This window comes from Dyadobacter tibetensis Y620-1 (genome assembly GCF_000566685.1).
Lineage (GTDB): Bacteria > Bacteroidota > Bacteroidia > Cytophagales > Spirosomataceae > Dyadobacter > Dyadobacter tibetensis.
Map to the genome: position 1 here is coordinate 755,333 of NZ_AZQN01000003.1, position 17,709 is coordinate 773,041.

At 42.8% G+C, this 17,709-nt stretch carries 10 protein-coding genes; 2 read left to right on the forward strand and 8 right to left on the reverse strand.

Going from position 1 to position 17,709, the window contains the following annotated elements; translation table 11 throughout:
• Positions 1-181: 181 nt before the first annotated feature.
• Complete coding sequence (locus X939_RS0110245; protein WP_025763173.1) at positions 182-2,137, reverse strand: sialate O-acetylesterase; 1,956 nt, start codon at positions 2,135-2,137, stop codon at positions 182-184.
• Positions 2,138-2,807: 670 nt separating this feature from the next.
• Between X939_RS0110245 and porU2 (X939_RS0110250) the strand changes: the two genes are divergently transcribed.
• Both porU2 (X939_RS0110250) and porU2 (X939_RS0110255) read left to right on the forward strand, forming a co-directional pair.
• Positions 2,808-5,726 carry a putative type IX secretion system sortase PorU2 gene (gene porU2, locus X939_RS0110250; protein ID WP_025763174.1) on the forward strand — a complete coding sequence of 973 codons (2,919 nt, stop codon included), beginning with the start codon at positions 2,808-2,810 and terminating at the stop codon, positions 5,724-5,726.
• Positions 5,727-5,810: 84 nt separating this feature from the next.
• A complete protein-coding gene (porU2, locus tag X939_RS0110255; RefSeq protein ID WP_025763175.1) occupies positions 5,811-9,173 on the forward strand; it encodes a putative type IX secretion system sortase PorU2 in 3,363 nt (1,120 codons plus the stop codon).
• A gap of 54 nt (positions 9,174-9,227) precedes the next feature.
• Here the strand turns inward: porU2 (X939_RS0110255) and X939_RS0110260 are convergent, their stop codons facing one another.
• The 7 genes from X939_RS0110260 to X939_RS0110290 form a co-directional block, all read right to left on the reverse strand.
• On the reverse strand, positions 9,228-11,132 hold the full coding sequence (locus X939_RS0110260; RefSeq protein WP_025763176.1) for an asparagine synthase-related protein: 1,905 nt from the start codon (positions 11,130-11,132) through the stop codon (positions 9,228-9,230).
• A 319-nt stretch (positions 11,133-11,451) separates the two neighbouring features.
• A complete protein-coding gene (locus tag X939_RS0110265; RefSeq protein ID WP_025763177.1) occupies positions 11,452-12,174 on the reverse strand; it encodes a hypothetical protein in 723 nt (240 codons plus the stop codon).
• Positions 12,175-12,271: 97 nt separating this feature from the next.
• Complete coding sequence (udk, locus tag X939_RS0110270; RefSeq protein WP_025763178.1) at positions 12,272-12,907, reverse strand: uridine kinase; 636 nt, start codon at positions 12,905-12,907, stop codon at positions 12,272-12,274.
• Positions 12,908-13,032: 125 nt separating this feature from the next.
• Positions 13,033-14,877 (reverse strand): hypothetical protein, encoded by a 1,845-nt coding sequence (locus tag X939_RS0110275; protein ID WP_131694712.1) that lies wholly within the window; start codon positions 14,875-14,877, stop codon positions 13,033-13,035.
• Between the two features lie 38 nt (positions 14,878-14,915).
• Positions 14,916-15,626: a 2-phosphosulfolactate phosphatase gene (locus X939_RS0110280; protein WP_025763180.1), complete on the reverse strand. Its 711-nt coding sequence runs from the start codon at positions 15,624-15,626 to the stop codon at positions 14,916-14,918.
• Between the two features lie 53 nt (positions 15,627-15,679).
• A complete protein-coding gene (gene gcvT, locus X939_RS0110285) occupies positions 15,680-16,756 on the reverse strand; it encodes a glycine cleavage system aminomethyltransferase GcvT (protein WP_025763181.1) in 1,077 nt (358 codons plus the stop codon).
• A gap of 113 nt (positions 16,757-16,869) precedes the next feature.
• Entirely contained in the window at positions 16,870-17,667 is a 798-nt protein-coding gene (locus X939_RS0110290) for an SDR family NAD(P)-dependent oxidoreductase (protein ID WP_025763182.1), read from the reverse strand.
• Between the last annotated feature and the right edge of the window lie 42 nt (positions 17,668-17,709).

Below are 17,709 nucleotides of genomic sequence, written 5' to 3' on the forward strand. Positions count from 1 at the left end.
TAATAATTATTTAACAAGGATGGTCATACTATTCGTTTCCGAAATTCGCTCATTTTGAAGGCAAAAAGAAGCTCCCGGATAAACTTCTTTTTTAGGGACAATAAATACCTTATATGATCCAATATTTATCACCTAAGTCTACCTCGGGAGCTTACTTATGAGCTTCTTAAATTTTACTTTTTCAATATGCGGTCTTGATAAAGTTATAGGACTGTCCGCCCTGTCTGATCGTATATAGCCCGGGTGTAAGTGTATTTATATCTACCTTTTCCCGGCTCCCCTGGGTGGTGAACTGCTTTATTATCTGGCCTGTAGAATTGTATATTTCGGTGGCAACATTTCTTCCTTCGCCTTGAACATAGATATGGCCCGTGGCCGGATTGGGATAGGCGTAGAGGATTTGCTGCGATTCAACTTTTACCGCAGCCATGCGACTGTAGCTGAAAGTCAGGTCGCGATCCACCGATTTGAGTCGATAATAGTATTGTCCACTCGCAAGGTCCCGGTCAAAAAAGTCATATTTCACTTCCTGGCTGGAGAAGCCTTCCGCGCTCACCCGGCCCAGAGAAGTAAAGTTTTTCAAGTCTGTAGTACGCTCTACTTCAAAGTAGTCTACGTTATCCTCCTGTGCCGTTGTCCACTGAAGCATAACCTGTCCTTCGGCAGCCTTTCCATCGAAAGAAGCCAGACGAACGGGTAGGGCGGTAGACGGGATGAAATAATTGGGGCTGAAGACCACATTTTGATAATTATCGGTGGTCTTAACCCGGAAAACGCCGGGTCCCGGCTTTACACTGTTGGTAGTGTCGATGGGATTATGGCAGGAGCCGCTGGGTAGCCAGCCATATTGATCCCATCCGGTATTGGCTGTAAGGCGCGTTTCGGCCCCCGCTCCCTGAATGCTCACCACCGGAGACGGGATGGGCTGGTAGGGGGTAGCATTTGTAAAAAATGGTGTATCCAGCTTGTCGGCCCAGAGCTCGGCTAGGGTGTTCAGCCCGTTGCCGGAGAAATGTATACCGTCGGAGCGGTATTCCGACGTGAAATATGGGTCTGTATCCGGGCCGGGGAAAACACCCGACATTTTCTGCTCGGGCAGGTCCAGTCCCGCTATGGCACGCTGGGCAGCGATTACTGGTTCCCATACCCTGCTCACATCGTTGACGGTGAAACGGCTGGCCTGGGCCACAACCCAGGGAAGGGTAGCCTTTCCCGACAGACTCCTGGTGGCTTCTATCACCGAGCGCAGGTCGTTATAGTAGGTAGTCTGATTTCTTTCTGCGGCATTATCGGTTTCTCCCTGGTGCCATAGTACCGCACGAACGCCCAACTGAGCGATATAATTGTTCAGGGCAAGCCGCAAATGGCCAAACGGAAGCCCCTTCGGGAAGGAATAACCCCAGTAAGAAATGGTAGGGGTAGCACTATTATAATCGATGCTCTCTTTCCAGTTCCAGGCTCCGGTACTCGACCAGCCCGCATTGAAAATCATGACCGGAACACCGAGCTTCTGGACCATTTTGTCGCCAAATACACCCCAGCACCAGGCATAATTTCCGAAGGGTGCCGTTTTGGTATATTGGTCCAGATGCACATACTCCGGGCAGGGTAGCTCCACGTCGGAGTAGGGTTGTATGGGTAAGTTCTGGAAGTTAACGCTGCTCACCGCATCTTCGGTGGCTCCGGGCCCGGTAGGGTTGCTATCCCCACCGGTGGCATTTGACTGGCCGGCGATGACAAACACCTCGCCCACCCCGACATGATCAACGGTGGTCGTATAGGTAACGACCCCACCCTGAAAGGCTCGGGCTTCGAGCCTGTACCAGCCTCCTGTAACGGTAAGACTTCCCGAGAAGTTGGAACAAATTCCAGAGGGACTCACGGTCATCCATCCGGTGGCAGGAGCCGGTGAGCCAAGAACGGGCCCCGACGGACGGGAAGAAATGGGGACCAGACGAAATTCTACACTTTCTACACATTGCTCAACATAGCCATGGACCTGCAGATTAAACTGATTTGCCGCATCACGTTGATAGACCACCCGGTCGGCCGGGGAGGTAAGTACGATTTGAGCCCGGGTTCTGAGTGAAATAAGGGAGGTCAGGATGACCAGCATCAGAAGGAAATTTTTTTTCATGGGATGTGAAAGAGAGGTTTACTTAAATTATTAGCGTTTTGTTATATAAAGATGTGTTGATTGGAGGCAATCTATTAAAAGTATTTCGTTTAAAAAATAGAATGTTGCTCGGGATAATCTTAATCGGATAAGGATTTATTAAACGGTAAAAATCCCTGCCGACACGGATGTAACTGATATTCTTTATCTGATGTTTTTCCGTGGAAAAAGACAATCAGCAGATTTAGTACGGCAGAAATAGGGAAGAGATGGGGCAGATCGGAGAACGAAAAACGACTCGCCGGGATAGGATATTTCGATGTTCGGGCGACCGGTCGGACGCCAGGGGAGGAAGGAATAGCATTGGAGAATAATTTCGATTTTGTTCTAGTTTAAATAAAATGGGACTATTAAATAAGTTCTAAAAAAAGCCTGCCAAAGTAATATAAAAATTCCAGATGCATTTTTTTTAAATCGGCCTTATAGGGGGAATTAAGGGCTATTTGCCTTGATTAATAAGGAGATGACCGTTTTGGCGGGAATTAGTTTTTTTAAAACTAAACTCAATTTTTTGTAACTTTAGGCTTGAAATCCCGTATACTAAATAGGTGTTGATGACATCGATCCAAGTATTTTTTTCGTAAACCAAATAGTCATTCTATACAGATCAAATAAAATTCTACATAGCATTATGAAAATACATAATTTTACTAAAAACATATGGCTACTCGCAATCCTGCTAATTGGCCTTTCGCCCCAACCAGCCCAAGCCCAATGGAGTGGCGCTTATGGGAATGAGTGGCTGGCCGGCAAGTATGGACAGGAGTGGTTGCGCATCGGCGTTAATACACAAGGTGTTCAAAAGGTAAATCTTACAGGGAATTTTCTGAATAAACAGGGGCAATTGCATTTATACCATCGGGGAGAAGAGGTAGCATTACTTTCGGCTACGGCAAGCTCGATCGAATTTTATGGGGTGCCTAACGATGGTGCGTCCGATGCGCTTTTATATAGACCCTATACAGGAGTACGTGCAAATCCTTATTATAGCTGGTTTTCCGATGAAAGTGCTTATTTCTTAACTTATTCATCTGCGACTGCCACAAAACTTGCCCCAACCCAAGCGGTTATCACTCCTTCCGGCACACCAGAACCTTATCATATCCAGAAAGACTTGACCGTGTATACGAATAGTGATAATTATGATGGTTCTCAAAATCTGGTTTTTCATACACTTGATCAGAGTTATTTTGTGGAAGGGAAGGGACGCTCAAGTCGAGCATATTATAAGAAGGATAGAGGTGATGGTACTTTTTCAGGAAACCCTATTTACTCTCATCCCTATGAGATGAAAAATTATGTGGCAGTTTCTGATTATAAACCTAATATTGAGGTATTGCTAAATGGCCGGACTTTTTCTACTAATCAAATAAAAGTTTCATTTGGGAAAACTACTTCAACTTTAGTTGCTAATAGCCAATTAATTCAATTCTCGGATTTTATACCTCACAAAGTTTCGTACGATATTGAATCGACCAACTATGATGCAACTGGCAAAGGAGTTTTCCAGCTGGAATCGGTTAAAGTTACTACTGATAACAATTCAACGGGAATATATTCTGTGACCTATGTACAGTTAGCATATCCGCAATCTTTTAATATGTCAGGAGCTGCGTCTAAACTCTTTAACTTACCTGCTGCGAAAGGATCTACTTCTCTACTAAATATAACTAATGCTCCGACCGCTGCAAGGATAGTTGATATAACAGATCCTCATAATCCTAAAATTGTAACTGGAGTTTATACTGGTTCAAACCTTCAGGTTATGTTAAATAGGCAAATTGGTGAAGAGGTGAAATTATTAGTTACTTCGGAGAGCACCCAGAAAACTTCCAGTCCCATTTCTTTTACTAATCTAAATCCCTTGGATAAGGACTACCTTGTTATAACGAATGAAACGCTATTTAGCTCAGCTTCTCAGTATGTAGATTATCGATCTAGCACAGGGGGGAACTACAGAACCTTGCTTGTTAAAATCAAGGATATTTATAATCAATTTAATTATGGTGAACCAAGTCCTGTTGCGATTCGGAGATTTGTTGATTATATGTTGAAGAATGGAGTAAGACCTCAACATTCATTATTGTTGATTGGTCCATCTACGACCAAATGGAATGCTACGGTCCGGGAATTACCTGGTGAAATACCTACTATTGGATTTCCAGGTTCTGATGCGTTGATAATCGAAGGGTTAGCGGGTTCGCCTGCAGAAGTCCAAGCTATACCTGTAGGTCGGATTCCAGCAACATCTAATACACAAGTTTTGAATTATTTAAACAAAGTTAAGGAATATGAATCACCTTCTGGCGACAAGTCATGGAGGAAAAGGGTACTTCACATTAGTGGCGGAATATATGTTAATGAAAACACTAGGTTTGGAAATTATCTAGCGGGACATAATAAATGGGTTACGGCTCCTGCATTTAATGGGTCAGTAACAGCAAAAGTAAAAGCTGATGGAGACTATGGTTATCCCTCTACACAATTAGATATTTCTTCGAATGTAAATAACGGTGTGGGGATGATTTCCTATTTCGGTCATGGTACATCACATTATACCGATAATAATCCAGGTTATGCAAGTGATCCTGCACGTGGTTATGACAATCAAGGGAAATATCCTGTTATGTATTTTAATGGCTGTGGAGTAGCGAATATATTTAATGGAGCTTTTGGGGAGTTTCCTACGAGTCCAATAGCAAATCAACTGCCTTTATCGGCAGATTGGTTAATGTCTGCAAATAAAGGAGCCATCGCTGTTATTGGTAACTCATATTATGCTTTTGAGACGTCTTCGAACAATTATCTTGATAATTTATATAGGAGTATGTTTAAATCGGATCAAAATAGGAAAACACTTGGATGGTTACAGAGAGATGCTTCCATGTTGGTGATGACAGGTAGTGAAGGTGCACGAGTTGCAGCGGCTAGCCAATATGATATTGCAAATGCTCACCAATCACTACTGTTAGGTGATCCTGCATTACAGGTACTAACTCAACTAGATCCCCTCCCAGTGGAACTTATATATTTTAAGGCCAAAAATATTAATAATAGTGAAGTGATATTGGAGTGGAAAACGGCCTGGGAAAAGAGTAATAGCCATTTCGAAATTCAATATAGTACTGATGCCATAAATTTTTCAAAAATAGGTATTGTAGATGGTAAGGGAAATAGTAATGTAGAAACGTTATATTCATTTTCGCATAATTCGGCTGCTCAAGGGAACAATTATTATAGATTATTACAGGTTGATCAGGATGTCGCTAATACATCAGTTGGTACCTATTCTAGAATTATTAATGTACCTATTGAAGGAGGTATCGAGATAGTTGTCCTACCTAATCCTACAGCTGATAATATACAGTTATCCTTCTCGGGCTCAAATGTAGTTGAATCTATAATTATCTATGATAGTAAAGGGGTAAAATCTCAGCCAAAGTTCAATGGTGAAATGGTTAATTTAAGTGATTATCCTGTTGGTCTTTATATCCTAGAAATAAGGATGGCTAACGGAATGGTAACAAGAAAGAAAGTTATAAAAAAATAAGCGTTTAAAGACTCATATATGTTCTCGTAGAGACAATCTTAAGGATTGTCTCTACGTTTGGTTTTAGATACTGAAAAAAAAATTATGAACAAAATAGTACTACTTAGATGTCTTCTTCTTATTATTTTTGTAACTGGCCTTGATACTCATTCGTATTCTCAACAAGCTTGGAGCGGAGTGTACGGAAACGAATGGTTGAATGACCGGTATGCACAAGAATGGTTGAAAATTCAAGTGTCAAAAGCAGGTGTATATCGAGTTGTTCTACCTGATAATTTTAAAGACAAGGCCGCTCAATTGCATCTTTACCATCGAGGGAAAGAGGTATCATTAATTTCAGCATCTTCAACTGAAATTAAGTTTTATGGCGTGGAAAACGACGGTGCTTTTGATGCTCTTTTGTATCGGCCTTATACTGGGGTACGGGCCAATCCTTATTACAGCTGGTTTTCAGATAAATCTTCTTATTTTCTTACCTTTTCAAGTGACATACCTAGCAAAATAGTCAAGTCCCAATTAGCTGGTTCGAAGGATAAGGCAACTGAGACTTACCACTTGGAAACTCAATTAACAACCTTTACAACTAGTGATACTTATGACGGATCGCAGAATATCGTTCTTCATACTTTGGATCATAGTTATTTTACCGAGGGGAAAGGAAGGTCAAGTAAGGCATATTATAAAAGAATAAACTCAGACGGTAGCACTTCAGGAGATCCCGTTTTTACATTTCCTTTAACTTTAAAAAATATTGTTAATAACGTAAACCAAAAAGTTAGAGTAGAAATTCAGTTAAATGGACGGACCAATTCTTCAAATAATATTAAGTTGTCCGCTGGTCAATCAATTAATAATTTAAAAGAATTGCCGAAGAAAATCGAATTTTCTGGCTTTAAGCCATACACTGTGCAATTTGATTTAGATCCTGATATGATTGATGCAAATGGAAAATGTACAATTAGACTAGAGTCATTAAAAATTACAGGAGAAAGTTCTACTACCGGAGTTTTTTCGGTTAATTATATTAAAATTGAGTATCCACAAAGCCCCTCAATGAGTGGTTTGAAGGATAAGGTTTTTTCATATTCAAATACCGCAAAAAACGGCTTGTCCATTAACATACAGGATATTCCCCAAAATGTTGAGGTTTTAGAGATTAGTGATCCTGACAACCCCATTAAGATTAATTATTTACGAGAGAATGGAGACCTGTTTGCCTCTTTGAATACGTTAAATGGAGAGTATACAAACATTTTGATTTCCTCAAGTGTTCAAGATGCTGTTATTGAGCCAGTTACCTTTCTTTCTCCCGATGCCAAAAATGGTGATTATATTATTATTACTAATGATAATTTAAAATCTTCAGCAATTGAATACGGCAATTACAGATCGTCTGTTCAAGGCGGAAAATACAATGTTGTAATTGTTAATATTAAGGACGTTTATAATCAATTTAATTATGGGGAGCCAAGTCCAGTAGCGATAAAACGTTTCATTGATTTTATGCTAAAAGACGGTATTCGTCCCAAACATAATTTATTATTGATTGGCCACTCAACAACCATATGGAATCGAATGACGAAAGATTTGGTCCAAGAGGTTCCTACCATTGGATTTCCTGGGTCTGATATATTGTTAGTGGATGGTCTTGCTGGCGTGCCAACTGATGTGCCTGCAATTCCCATAGGAAGGATTTCTGCTACACAGAATTCGCAAGTTCTTGCTTATCTATCCAAAGTGAAAACTTATGAGATGAATATGAGTATCCGTTGGAAGAAACAAATATTACATTTGAGCGGAGGTAAGTCTCCCTCTGAAATACAACAGCTGGCGGGGGAATTGAAAAATCTTACTACTAAGGTGGAAGACAGCCAATTTGGTGGGAAAGTGACTCCTTTTGTTAAAAAAAGTGCCATTGAAACCCTGGAAGTTGATATTACTAGCGAGGTAAATGATGGAGTAGGATGGATTTCATATTATGGCCATGGATCTTCTACCATCACAGATTATGATTTAGGCTATATTTCAGACCCCAAAAGAGGTTATGCTAATAATGAGAATTTCCCTTTCATGTATTTTAATGGGTGCGGTGTTGGAAACATATTTAATGGAAGGAATAACCCTCTAATTACCTCTGATGACAAACTTCCTTTGTCAAGTGATTGGATAAATAGTGAAAAGGGTAGTATTGCAGTGATTGCAAATTCCTATTACAGCTTTTTATCAAGTTCGTCACGATACCTTTCCGGTATATATGCGCAAATTTTCCAGAAAAGTACTGAAGGTTCAATAGGGATTGGTCAAGTACAAAAAAATGTTGCAGCCGAAATTGTTAAACAGAGCACATCGGAATATGATATATCAAATATTCATCAATCAATACTGCAGGGAGACCCTGCTGTTGCGGTTATGCGCAACGACCTATTGGATTTTGAATTAGATTCTAAGAGTATTAGTATTTCATCGATGGATGAAACAAAGACATTGGCATCTACAGAACAGACGAAGATTGCAATAGTGATCCGTAACAATGGGAGATTTTTGCCGAAAGATATAGTTACCTTGAATCTTCAATTAGGATTGGATGGAGGTGAGATAATAAATTACGAGTTTCAAAATGTTAATACCAGTTTTCAAGATACATTGTACTATGTTCACAATAGCAGAAAACGAATCAATTCGATAAAATGCTACCTTGATAAAGGAAATTTAATTAAGGAAATTAATGAAAACAATAACACTGCTGAACTTCAAATTGATTGGAATGAGGCTGCTAATTTAATTTATTATCCAACTAATTTTGGCTCTGACCTAATTCCACCGGTAATGGATGTTTATGTTAATGGTATGCGGTTTGATAAAACTTTAACGGTTAGCACACAAAATGAGGTTAAGATTAGCTTGGCCGATAACTATCCCTTATTACCGGATCCCTCTCTGCTCGAAATATTTCTTAAAAATTGTAATGATGGTAACTGTGATTTCGAGAGGATGTCTTTTGAAGAAAATGGTGGAACCATAATAATGAGATCGGATGGTGTAGTCGAACTGTCCTTGCCCTTAATATTTTCAGAACCTGGAATGTATGAGTTATTAATTATTGCCAAGGACTTAGCTGGAAACACAAGCCCATTTTCTTTTAAAGCTATTTTAAAAGTGTCTAGCGAAATTCAACCTCAATTAATTGTTTCTCCCAATCCCTTCTGGAACTTTTTAAAATTCTCCGTTGATGGTTTGGAAAAGAATGGCCCATTAGATTCAGTAATACTAGAAATATATGATCCTAATGGGAAAAGAATCGTCAGAAAAGAGGTTGATAAGAAATTAAGAGAATGGTTTTGGTATCCAGAGGATAGACTTCCCCAAGGAATTTATATATACAAAATATTGTCGGAGAGTTCAGATGGTTATTCTCAGCAATTCAGTGGTAAGGTAATACATTACTAGTAAAACAGAATAAATGGAATCACCAATAATTTTATTTTAGGCGACAAATGGAGTTTAGAAAAAGCTCTTAAATTTCGATTTCTGATTATGATCTAGCCATATTGCCAAATAAATTGTGCGGGATATATAAAATTGCATTCGGTTTTGAATATATAGTGGAGCGTCTTCTTTAAGTAGCAGAGCTTTTGCCTTAAGAAAGGCTGTTTTAGAAACATATTGCCATATAACCCCTTCATCGTTTGCTAGGAGATGTTGAGATTGATTGAATAGTTCAATCGCTGCCTGTTTACCATATTTTCCGAAATTTGCTTTAGATTGGCGTGTCCTTACTCTTTCTGGAATGACATTGATCAGCGCGGCACGTAAATGCCCCCTTCGTTGACCTTCAGCATATTTCATTTCGGAAGGAACTGTCATGCTAAGTTCAAATAGTTCTTTATTAATGAAGGGAAATGCATGCTGAATTTTATATAGATGATCTAAAATATAGAATTCTTCATTTATATTAATAATTTGCTCACTGTAAACTGCATAGAACTGATCTGTTTCAGCCATTAGTTGAGTATTATTAACATAATCGTTATGGGATACTGTTGGGCTTTCTGTGCTCTTTTCTATAGTTTTTTGTTCACGATGGATTTGTGCAGGTAAATCAAATTTATCCTTAATCTTTCTAATGAAGGCTAGAATGAAAAAGGTGAATGGTATTTTGAAGTAACTTGATGCTTTATAAATTAAAACCGTTAGCTGGAGTTTATTTAGCCGAGACTTTTGATTGGCAATTAAAGAATAAATGATTTTGAACTTGGGATTCTGGCTAGTCGAATTTTTAAAAGTTTCACTTAAATTAGTATCCTTATCGATAAGATTTTCCAGTTCTTTCCACTTATAGTTTTCAAATAAGGTGGCCAGGTGGGCGGTTCCGTATCCAATTATTGCATCTCCTGGGTGACCACTGAAGACTACTGAACATTTTAAGTTATGCGCTTCTTCTAGTACAGTACTGTTGAGTAAAGCACTGTTTTGCATATATTCTGGATGTCCAAAAGCTTCAATGTGCAGTCTTGCATACTCCAAATGATTTTCTTTTAGACTTATTTTGTGAATAGGGGAATTTATGTAGTCAGCAACTTCCTTTGCATATTCAAATTCATTGGTTAAATCTGTATCAGTATCTAGATATAGGGTATCGAACGTGGTAGATGGTCGACATTTCCTGAGCAAACCACATATGGAAGAGGAATCCAGACCTCCACTTAATTGCGACAGGAATTTCCCTGGCTGTTCTGGAATGTCCTTTTTTATTCTTTCCTGTAAAGTATGACGAATTTTTTTTGCTATCTGTAACTTACTGGGAGTATCAGACCATTTCTCCAAATCAAAGTGATGAAACTGATTAATTTTGATTGAATCCTGATTAATTACAAGACTTTTTCCTGGTAGCAATCGGAAAATATTTTGGTAAAAGGTGGTGGTATCATAAGTGTCACCGTCCTTTAGCCAAGTCAAGTAACTATTAATTTTCTGACGATTTAGCTCTAAATAGGGTTTAAGTTGTGGAAGCGAAATTAACGATGCCAAGCTTGAAGAAAAAGCGAATATTATTCCCGGGATATGCAAATAATACATTGGGACAAGACCAAAAAGATCTCTTATTATTTGTACTTCACTTTGTGTCCTATCAACAAAAATAACAGGCCTATATATGCATTCTTCAATCTGTTTTAATTTAATAAAGAAGGTCGACTTTGAGTCGTAGGTTTTGGGAAGTAAATGGCTATTATAAAGGTGGACTTCACCAGAAATATCCTCCACTGCGACAATAGGAGTTCTATTATATTTTTCTGATTCTAAATAAAAAGCCAGAGATCCATGATGCAAATCACAAATCATCTGGCTTTTCGTTATAGGTATATTATACGTATTTTGCGCATTTGTAGCAGCAATACCAATATACATATAATTTCAATATTGGGAAATTAGTTACACTTGAAGTCCTGTGTCGAGGTCTCCACTTCCAACTTTTGCACCTTTAGTCAATGACTTAACGTTTCCGATTGTATTCAATACCGGCTTGCGGTAATTTTTCTTTGATGGTGTAGCGTGCGAATTCATTGCTTTCATAATTTCTATTGTTAAAGTTGATAGTATCCGTGTGTAAAAATAGGTCTTTTTTAATTCTCTACAAATTAAACGTTAATATTTATAGGATAAAAGGCTTGAAGCTAATATTTCTTGGTATTATTTTAATATTTTCTTGGTTTTACTGGATTTGTAATTACTTTCCATCGCTGTAGCTCAGGATGGTACGGGTTTTAAGGCTTCCCGACTCGATGATATAATCTCCGATACAGTCAGTGTCCTGGCAGTATTCGATATTGATCTGCTCATCGCTTACCAGTCCTACCCCTAGGGCATATTTTTTGACGCCTACATATTTGTTAATAAAGCTGGAATCTCTACGCTCAACTACGGTAAGGCTATTGTCGAAGGATAATTCTCCCAGGGTAAGTGGCTGATGGATCGACTCATAGCGGTATTTACGTTCATCCTGATTATTATACAGATTCCCATTCCACCTCAGGTTTGGGTCCACCGGGAACACCAGGGAGACGATGGTTTGGTTATCCAAGTTGGTCAGCAGCTTGTCCGGGGACTTCGTAATGGCAAATTCCTTTACTTTTTGCCAATAGTCATTCGGGGTGTTCCGCTGGTAACGGGATACGATGTAGGTCGTGGTAAATTCTGTCCGCTCGGTAATGCGATTTACCTCATCTTTTTCCTGCCAGGTTTTTATCACGGGATCTTTCTGCCCGGCCGAATAGATGGTTTCGTCCACCTGATAGGTCTGAGAGCTACCAATTTCCAGTGGGTAATAGGCATAATGGTCTATAGGGGCTGTATTCTCCTTTTCGCAGGACCATAGGGTTGCAGCCAGAGCGATGCTGAAGCTCAGGCGAAGTAATATTACATAGGGGCGTGTGGGTAGTTGTTTTTTCACCGGTAATGTGTTGATAGTTGATCGGGCCCCCGTACCTATCGGCTTCGGGGCCCTTTATTACTGTATTAACTTTATAATCCTCAGGTATAGTATGGCCTCAGCTCCTTTCTTGAATTTTCTTTTTCAGAAAGTCGCGGAGCACATCCAGCCCCGTGTCGCAGCGGGTATTATTATTGATGATGATGTCGGCCTCATGGCGTAAAGGCTCTATAAACTTGTCGTATGTAGGGCCTACATGATGTTCCCAGCGGTAGAGTACATCGTTGAGGTCGTACCCCCGTTCGTTATTGTCGCGGATGATCCTTCTTTTGATTTTTACATGCTCTTTGGCATCAACAAATACTTTCAGATCGATCTGTTTGGCAATTTCGGGGAAAAAGAAAACAAAGATCCCCTCTACCACAATTACGGGCCGGGGGGTAAAGACCAACATTTTGGGTGTTATGGCCTGGTTGTTAAAGGTGTATTCCTTCTGTTGCACCTCCTGGCCCTTGCGTAGAATGGCCAGATGCTGAGCAAATAATTGATGATCAATGGTTTCTGGCAGATCGAAGTTCTCGATTCCATTGCTATCTCTGGGGATTTCATGAATGGGGCGGTAGTAATTGTCCTGCGAAATACGACAAATATCCTCCTCTGCAAACGAATCTATGAGCGATTTCATAAAATACGTTTTCCCTGATGCACTTCCGCCTGTAATCCCTATGATATAGGGCGCCTTCTGGTTTGTCATGATGTGAATTTGTGCCGGCCTGATACTACCTGAAGCTGGTACGGCTACTTTTTATAGTTTGTTACAAAGTTCTGAATAAACCGGATAGAAACAAAAGCCTCTATCCGGTTGGCATGGGGTAGCTATTATTTTTCTACTTGAACGACGGCACTGCCCTTGCCGGTGCCTGTGCCACAGCCACTTTTGAGGGAAACGATTTTGAATTCGGTGGTCTTTTCCGGAGCCACGGATATTAGATAGGGGTTCAGAAAGGTACCGCTGATCGCGCTGCCGTCGGACAGGGTAAATGACCAGGGAGGGAGGCCATTTTTGAATTTGAGCATTATTCTGGTGCTCTGTCCCGGCGTAACGATTCCCCGTCCGGATACTTCTCCCAGGGCCTTATTAGGGGCAATCAGGTCTAGCTCTTCCTGGGTACTGGACACGGCAGGAGATGAGGAAATGATGCGGATAAGCTGGGTTTTGATGGTGTCGGTCTGGGCAATTCCCGTCAGTTTTACCTGCATAGAGGTGGGAGTAACGGTAGTGGGCAGGTCTACGAAACGCCCCGTTTTGTCGGTGATCTGTACAGAAAATTTATTGCCCGGATTGAAACGTCCGGTAGTCTTGTAGGGTATTTCGATGGTAGAACCCAGGCAGGCCATATTCTGAGGCAGCCGGTCGATGCTGATGGTTACCGGAGGGCTTTTCACGGACACTTTAGCCTGCCCTGAGAAAGTTCCTACCCCACAGAGGCCCCCCGCAGAGCTGATCTGGTAATTGGTATTGTACAAGGGCTTTACCTTCATTTTATGTGGGGACTCCAGTATATTGTTTTCATAGGTGCCATCGGAGAGGAGTACAAACCATGGGCCGGCCCCGGTAAACTTCACAGTAAGCTCTCCGGTTTCGTTTTCTCCCAGGTGGAGTGAATCCTTTAACAGGGTAGCCACGGTAGGTTCAACAATGGTAATGGTAGCGGTCTCGCTAAGCAAGACCGGAGCGGTGGAGCTTACCCTGAGCTTATAGGCTCCAGGTTTATAGCTTGCCGGGATCTGGGTGGTTAGCTGGCCACTGGAGTCGGGAGTGGATATGTTCTTAAACACCCCACTTTTGTCGGCTAGCTGAATGACAAACCGGTTGCCCTTTTTATATTTCCCAGTAGCATTAATAGCCACCTGAAACGGTATCCCGTTGCAAAGTCGGGCGAGTTTGGCGGCATCCTTTAGTTCCAGCTTGGGCTCAGGATTGTCGTCGACGTTAACAATGACCTGCCCGCCGGTCTTCCCGCTGCCACAGGCATTGGCCACAGCAGCAATCGAATAAGGTTTGACCGCCTGCGGCTTTACACTGAGGTAATGAGGGTTGGACATGGTTTGGGTGACCAGGGTACTGTCCGATAGTAGAAAGGACCAGGGGGCCGTTCCACTCAGATTGACCTTTAAGGTAGCTTCCTGGCCCGGCATAATGCGCACTGCCTGGCTGCCATCGGCCACCGTAAGTTGGGCAGTGGGGGTTTCCAATAGACGGATGGGCACCATATTGCTTTGAATAATGGGTATGGTGCTTATGATCTGAATCTGGTATACTTCACTTCCCAACTTATAGGAGGGAATGACCGCCTGAATGGGGCTTTTTTTGAAAGGAAGCGATATGCCTATGACCTTACCTTGCCGGTCGATCAATTGGGCCATAAAAGTGTTATCCGTATCAAAGGGCCCTATGGTTTTAAAGGGAATGGTAATGGTGGCGCCTGCGCAGACCGACAGAAAGTCGAGCCTGGGAAGCAGGATCTGGTACGCCTGAACGCTGTCTGCCTTTCCCTTGAGCTCTTTCTCGAGCGCTTCTTCTGCCTCTTGCTCGGTAATGATGGGCCCGTCGGACTCATCCAGCTCTTGCTGGGTGCTGTCGGGCAGGGAAGCTGGAGTTGTTTGCGCCCAGGCGCCAGTGCCCATCAGCAGGGTCAGAATAATTAATTTGAAACGATTCATAGAAGGACTAATTGAATTCGGTCTGGTGGTGAGTACCATTAATGCATGGCGATAAGTTTGCCTCCTCTAAGGACCGGTACGATATCGTACAGATCGGTTTGAAGGCAGTACGAAATGTCTTTTTGTATGCCCAGGCGCTGCAGGCGACGCACATGCGAGGAATTAGCCACCGAGGCCAACAGATTGTTTTTGCTCTGGCTATACAGGCGCTGCGCCATAAGCGTGCCATCTTCCAGGAGCATAAACTGATCTTGCAGGGCATCGGCGAGTGCTCCGGCAAAGAGGGTGTCTTCCAGATTGGGGCGACCCTTCCATCCTGCGCAGAGGACGGTGACATCGTACACCTCCGACTTCAGATAATTGGCCAAGGCGCCCAGATTGAGAAAGGAGCCCACTAATACTTTCACAGCCGTAGGCTTGGCTTTGGTAATAGAAAGAGTCCCGTTGGTGGTGGTCATGGCGATATCGGAACCTATCAGGCTCTCGGCCATATAGCTAAAAGGGGAGTTGTCGAGCTGGAAACCCTCTTCTTTTTGGGCGTTGCGTTCGGCTGCACCGATATAGCCCCGCTCCTGGAGCAGGCGGCATTCTTCCAGGGTGGCTACAGGGGTAATGCTTTTTACGCCGTAAGCCAGTCCTGTCACCATGCAGGAGGTAGCGCGGAAAATGTCGGCTACTACTACAATGGAGTTGGAAAGGTTATGAAGATGTAATAATTCTGGGGTCAAACAAACATCGAGTTGCTTCATCAATCTGGGGCCTTGTGCTGGTTATAATAGGTAGAAAAATAAGATAATGACAGTTATACGAAGGGTAGCTTTACCACTTCTGCTTTAAGCAGCCTGTCGCGCACTTTTACGAAAATAAGCGTACCTGGCTTACTCTGCCCGATGGGCAGCATCCCCAGGCCTATGCCTTTTTGCAGGGTAGGGGACTGCGTGCCGGAGGTTACCTCTCCGATTTTTATGCCTTCAGCATCACAAAGTTCGTAATGCCCCCGGGGTATTCCTCTGTCAATCATCTGGAAGGCTGAGAGCTTGTTTTTGATCCCGGCTTCTTTTTCCTTTTTAAGAGCTTCTGAATTTACAAAGTCTTTGGTGAACTTGGTAACCCAGCCTAAGCCTGCCTCTAAAGGCGAGCGGGTGTCGTTGAGGTCGTTGCCATACAGGCAGAATCCTTTTTCCAGGCGCAGGGTATCCCGGGCACCCAGGCCAATCGGCTGAATGCCCACAGGGGCTCCAGCTTCAAATATGGCTTTCCATACTTTTTCGGCATCCTTATTTTTTACGTAAATCTCGAATCCTCCGGAGCCGGTATAGCCTGTAGCGGACACGATCACGTTTTCTACTCCGGCGAAGGTTCCTATCTGAAATGTATAATAGGTCATGGCTCCCAGGTCAATAGAAGTTAAAGACTGGATGGCGTCGACTGCCAGAGGGCCCTGAACGGCAAAAAGGCAGGTTTGATCGGAAATATTTTCCATGGCTACCCCTTCCGTATTGTATTGTTGAATCCAATCCCAGTCTTTTTCTATATTAGAGGCGTTGACTACCAGCAGATAGTCGTCGGCCTCGATGCGGTAGACCAGAAGGTCGTCGACGACTCCCCCCTGCGTATTGGGCAGGTAGCTATATTGTACTTTCCCGTCAACGAGAACGGAAGCATCGTTTGCAGAGACTTTTTGTATCAATTCTAGTGCTCCCGGGCCTTTCACAGTAAACTCGCCCATATGGGACACGTCGAAAACACCCACCTTATTGCGCACCGCTAGATGCTCGTCCAGATCGGATGAATAACGGACAGGCATTTCAAAACCTGCAAAAGGAACAATTTTGGCGCCCAGATCCACATGAATCTGGTGTAAGGGTATGGTTTTCATGTATGATGTGTTTAAACGAAATATTCTGCAAAAATAGGGAATGCTGTTTAAAGGCGCAGAAAAATGTTTTGGTTGTAGTCACGCCCTGGTCCGGGGGAAGCTTGGGCCCACTTTTATTTTGGGCCATCCTGAAGGTTGCTCAGATCGGGGAGAGGACTCACCGAGGTCCATCCTCCATCTACTATCAGACTCTGGCCGGTGATATGGCCCGAATGGGGGGAACAAAGGAAAAGGGCCGCATGGGCTATATCTTCACTGATTGCAGGGCGGCCCAGGGGGGTGATGGCCGACCAGACTTTCGAATAAGTGGGGTCATCGTGGAGCGTGCGTTCGGTAAGGGTGGCTCCTGGGGCGATGGTATTGATGGTGATGCCAAAAGGAGAGAGCTCCAGTACTAGGTTTTTGGCCAGCATTTCTAAGCCCGCCTTGGTCATGGCGTAGGCCGCCAGATATTGGTGGGCCTGGTGGCCAACTACGGAGGACATCAGTAGGATGCGGCCTCCAGACTTCTGCTGACGCATCTGTCGGGCGGCAGCCTGGGTGAGTAGAAAGGTTCCTACCATATTCACATCCAGCACTTTTTTCAAATGGTCGACGGGATAATCGAAGAAATCGCCAAAGAGGGTGATACCTGCATTGGCGATGGCGATGGTGAGCTTGCCGAAGCATTTGACGGCCTCCTGTACCATACCCTGAACCGTGCCGGAGTCGGAGGCGTCGCCGGGAAAGGCGATGCATTCTCCTCCGGCGTCTCTGATGCGTTCGGAGGCCTCCATTGCCAGATTCTCGTCGCTGTCGTTCAGGATCACGCCCGCGCCTGCCAGCGCTAACTGGCGTGCTATTTCGTAGCCGATGCCCTGTCCAGCGCCAGTGACAAGGGCCACCTGATCTTTAAATTGCAGGGTGTTCATGGAATTTCGGGATTATAGTTTTTAAAAATGTATACTCAATAT

What these genes read in the sequence shown, in the direction of transcription:
- udk (WP_025763178.1), bottom strand. Translation starts at nt 12,907, where the DNA reads ATGACAAACCAGAAGGCGCCCTATATCATAGGGATTACAGGCGGAAGT.
- X939_RS0110245 (WP_025763173.1), bottom strand. Translation starts at nt 2,137, where the DNA reads ATGAAAAAAAATTTCCTTCTGATGCTGGTCATCCTGACCTCCCTTATT.
- porU2 (WP_025763175.1), top strand. Translation starts at nt 5,811, where the DNA reads ATGAACAAAATAGTACTACTTAGATGTCTTCTTCTTATTATTTTTGTA.
- X939_RS0110290 (WP_025763182.1), bottom strand. Translation starts at nt 17,667, where the DNA reads ATGAACACCCTGCAATTTAAAGATCAGGTGGCCCTTGTCACTGGCGCT.
- X939_RS0110275 (WP_131694712.1), bottom strand. Translation starts at nt 14,877, where the DNA reads ATGAATCGTTTCAAATTAATTATTCTGACCCTGCTGATGGGCACTGGC.
- X939_RS0110260 (WP_025763176.1), bottom strand. Translation starts at nt 11,132, where the DNA reads ATGTATATTGGTATTGCTGCTACAAATGCGCAAAATACGTATAATATA.
- porU2 (WP_025763174.1), top strand. Translation starts at nt 2,808, where the DNA reads ATGAAAATACATAATTTTACTAAAAACATATGGCTACTCGCAATCCTG.
- gcvT (WP_025763181.1), bottom strand. Translation starts at nt 16,756, where the DNA reads ATGAAAACCATACCCTTACACCAGATTCATGTGGATCTGGGCGCCAAA.
- X939_RS0110280 (WP_025763180.1), bottom strand. Translation starts at nt 15,626, where the DNA reads ATGAAGCAACTCGATGTTTGTTTGACCCCAGAATTATTACATCTTCAT.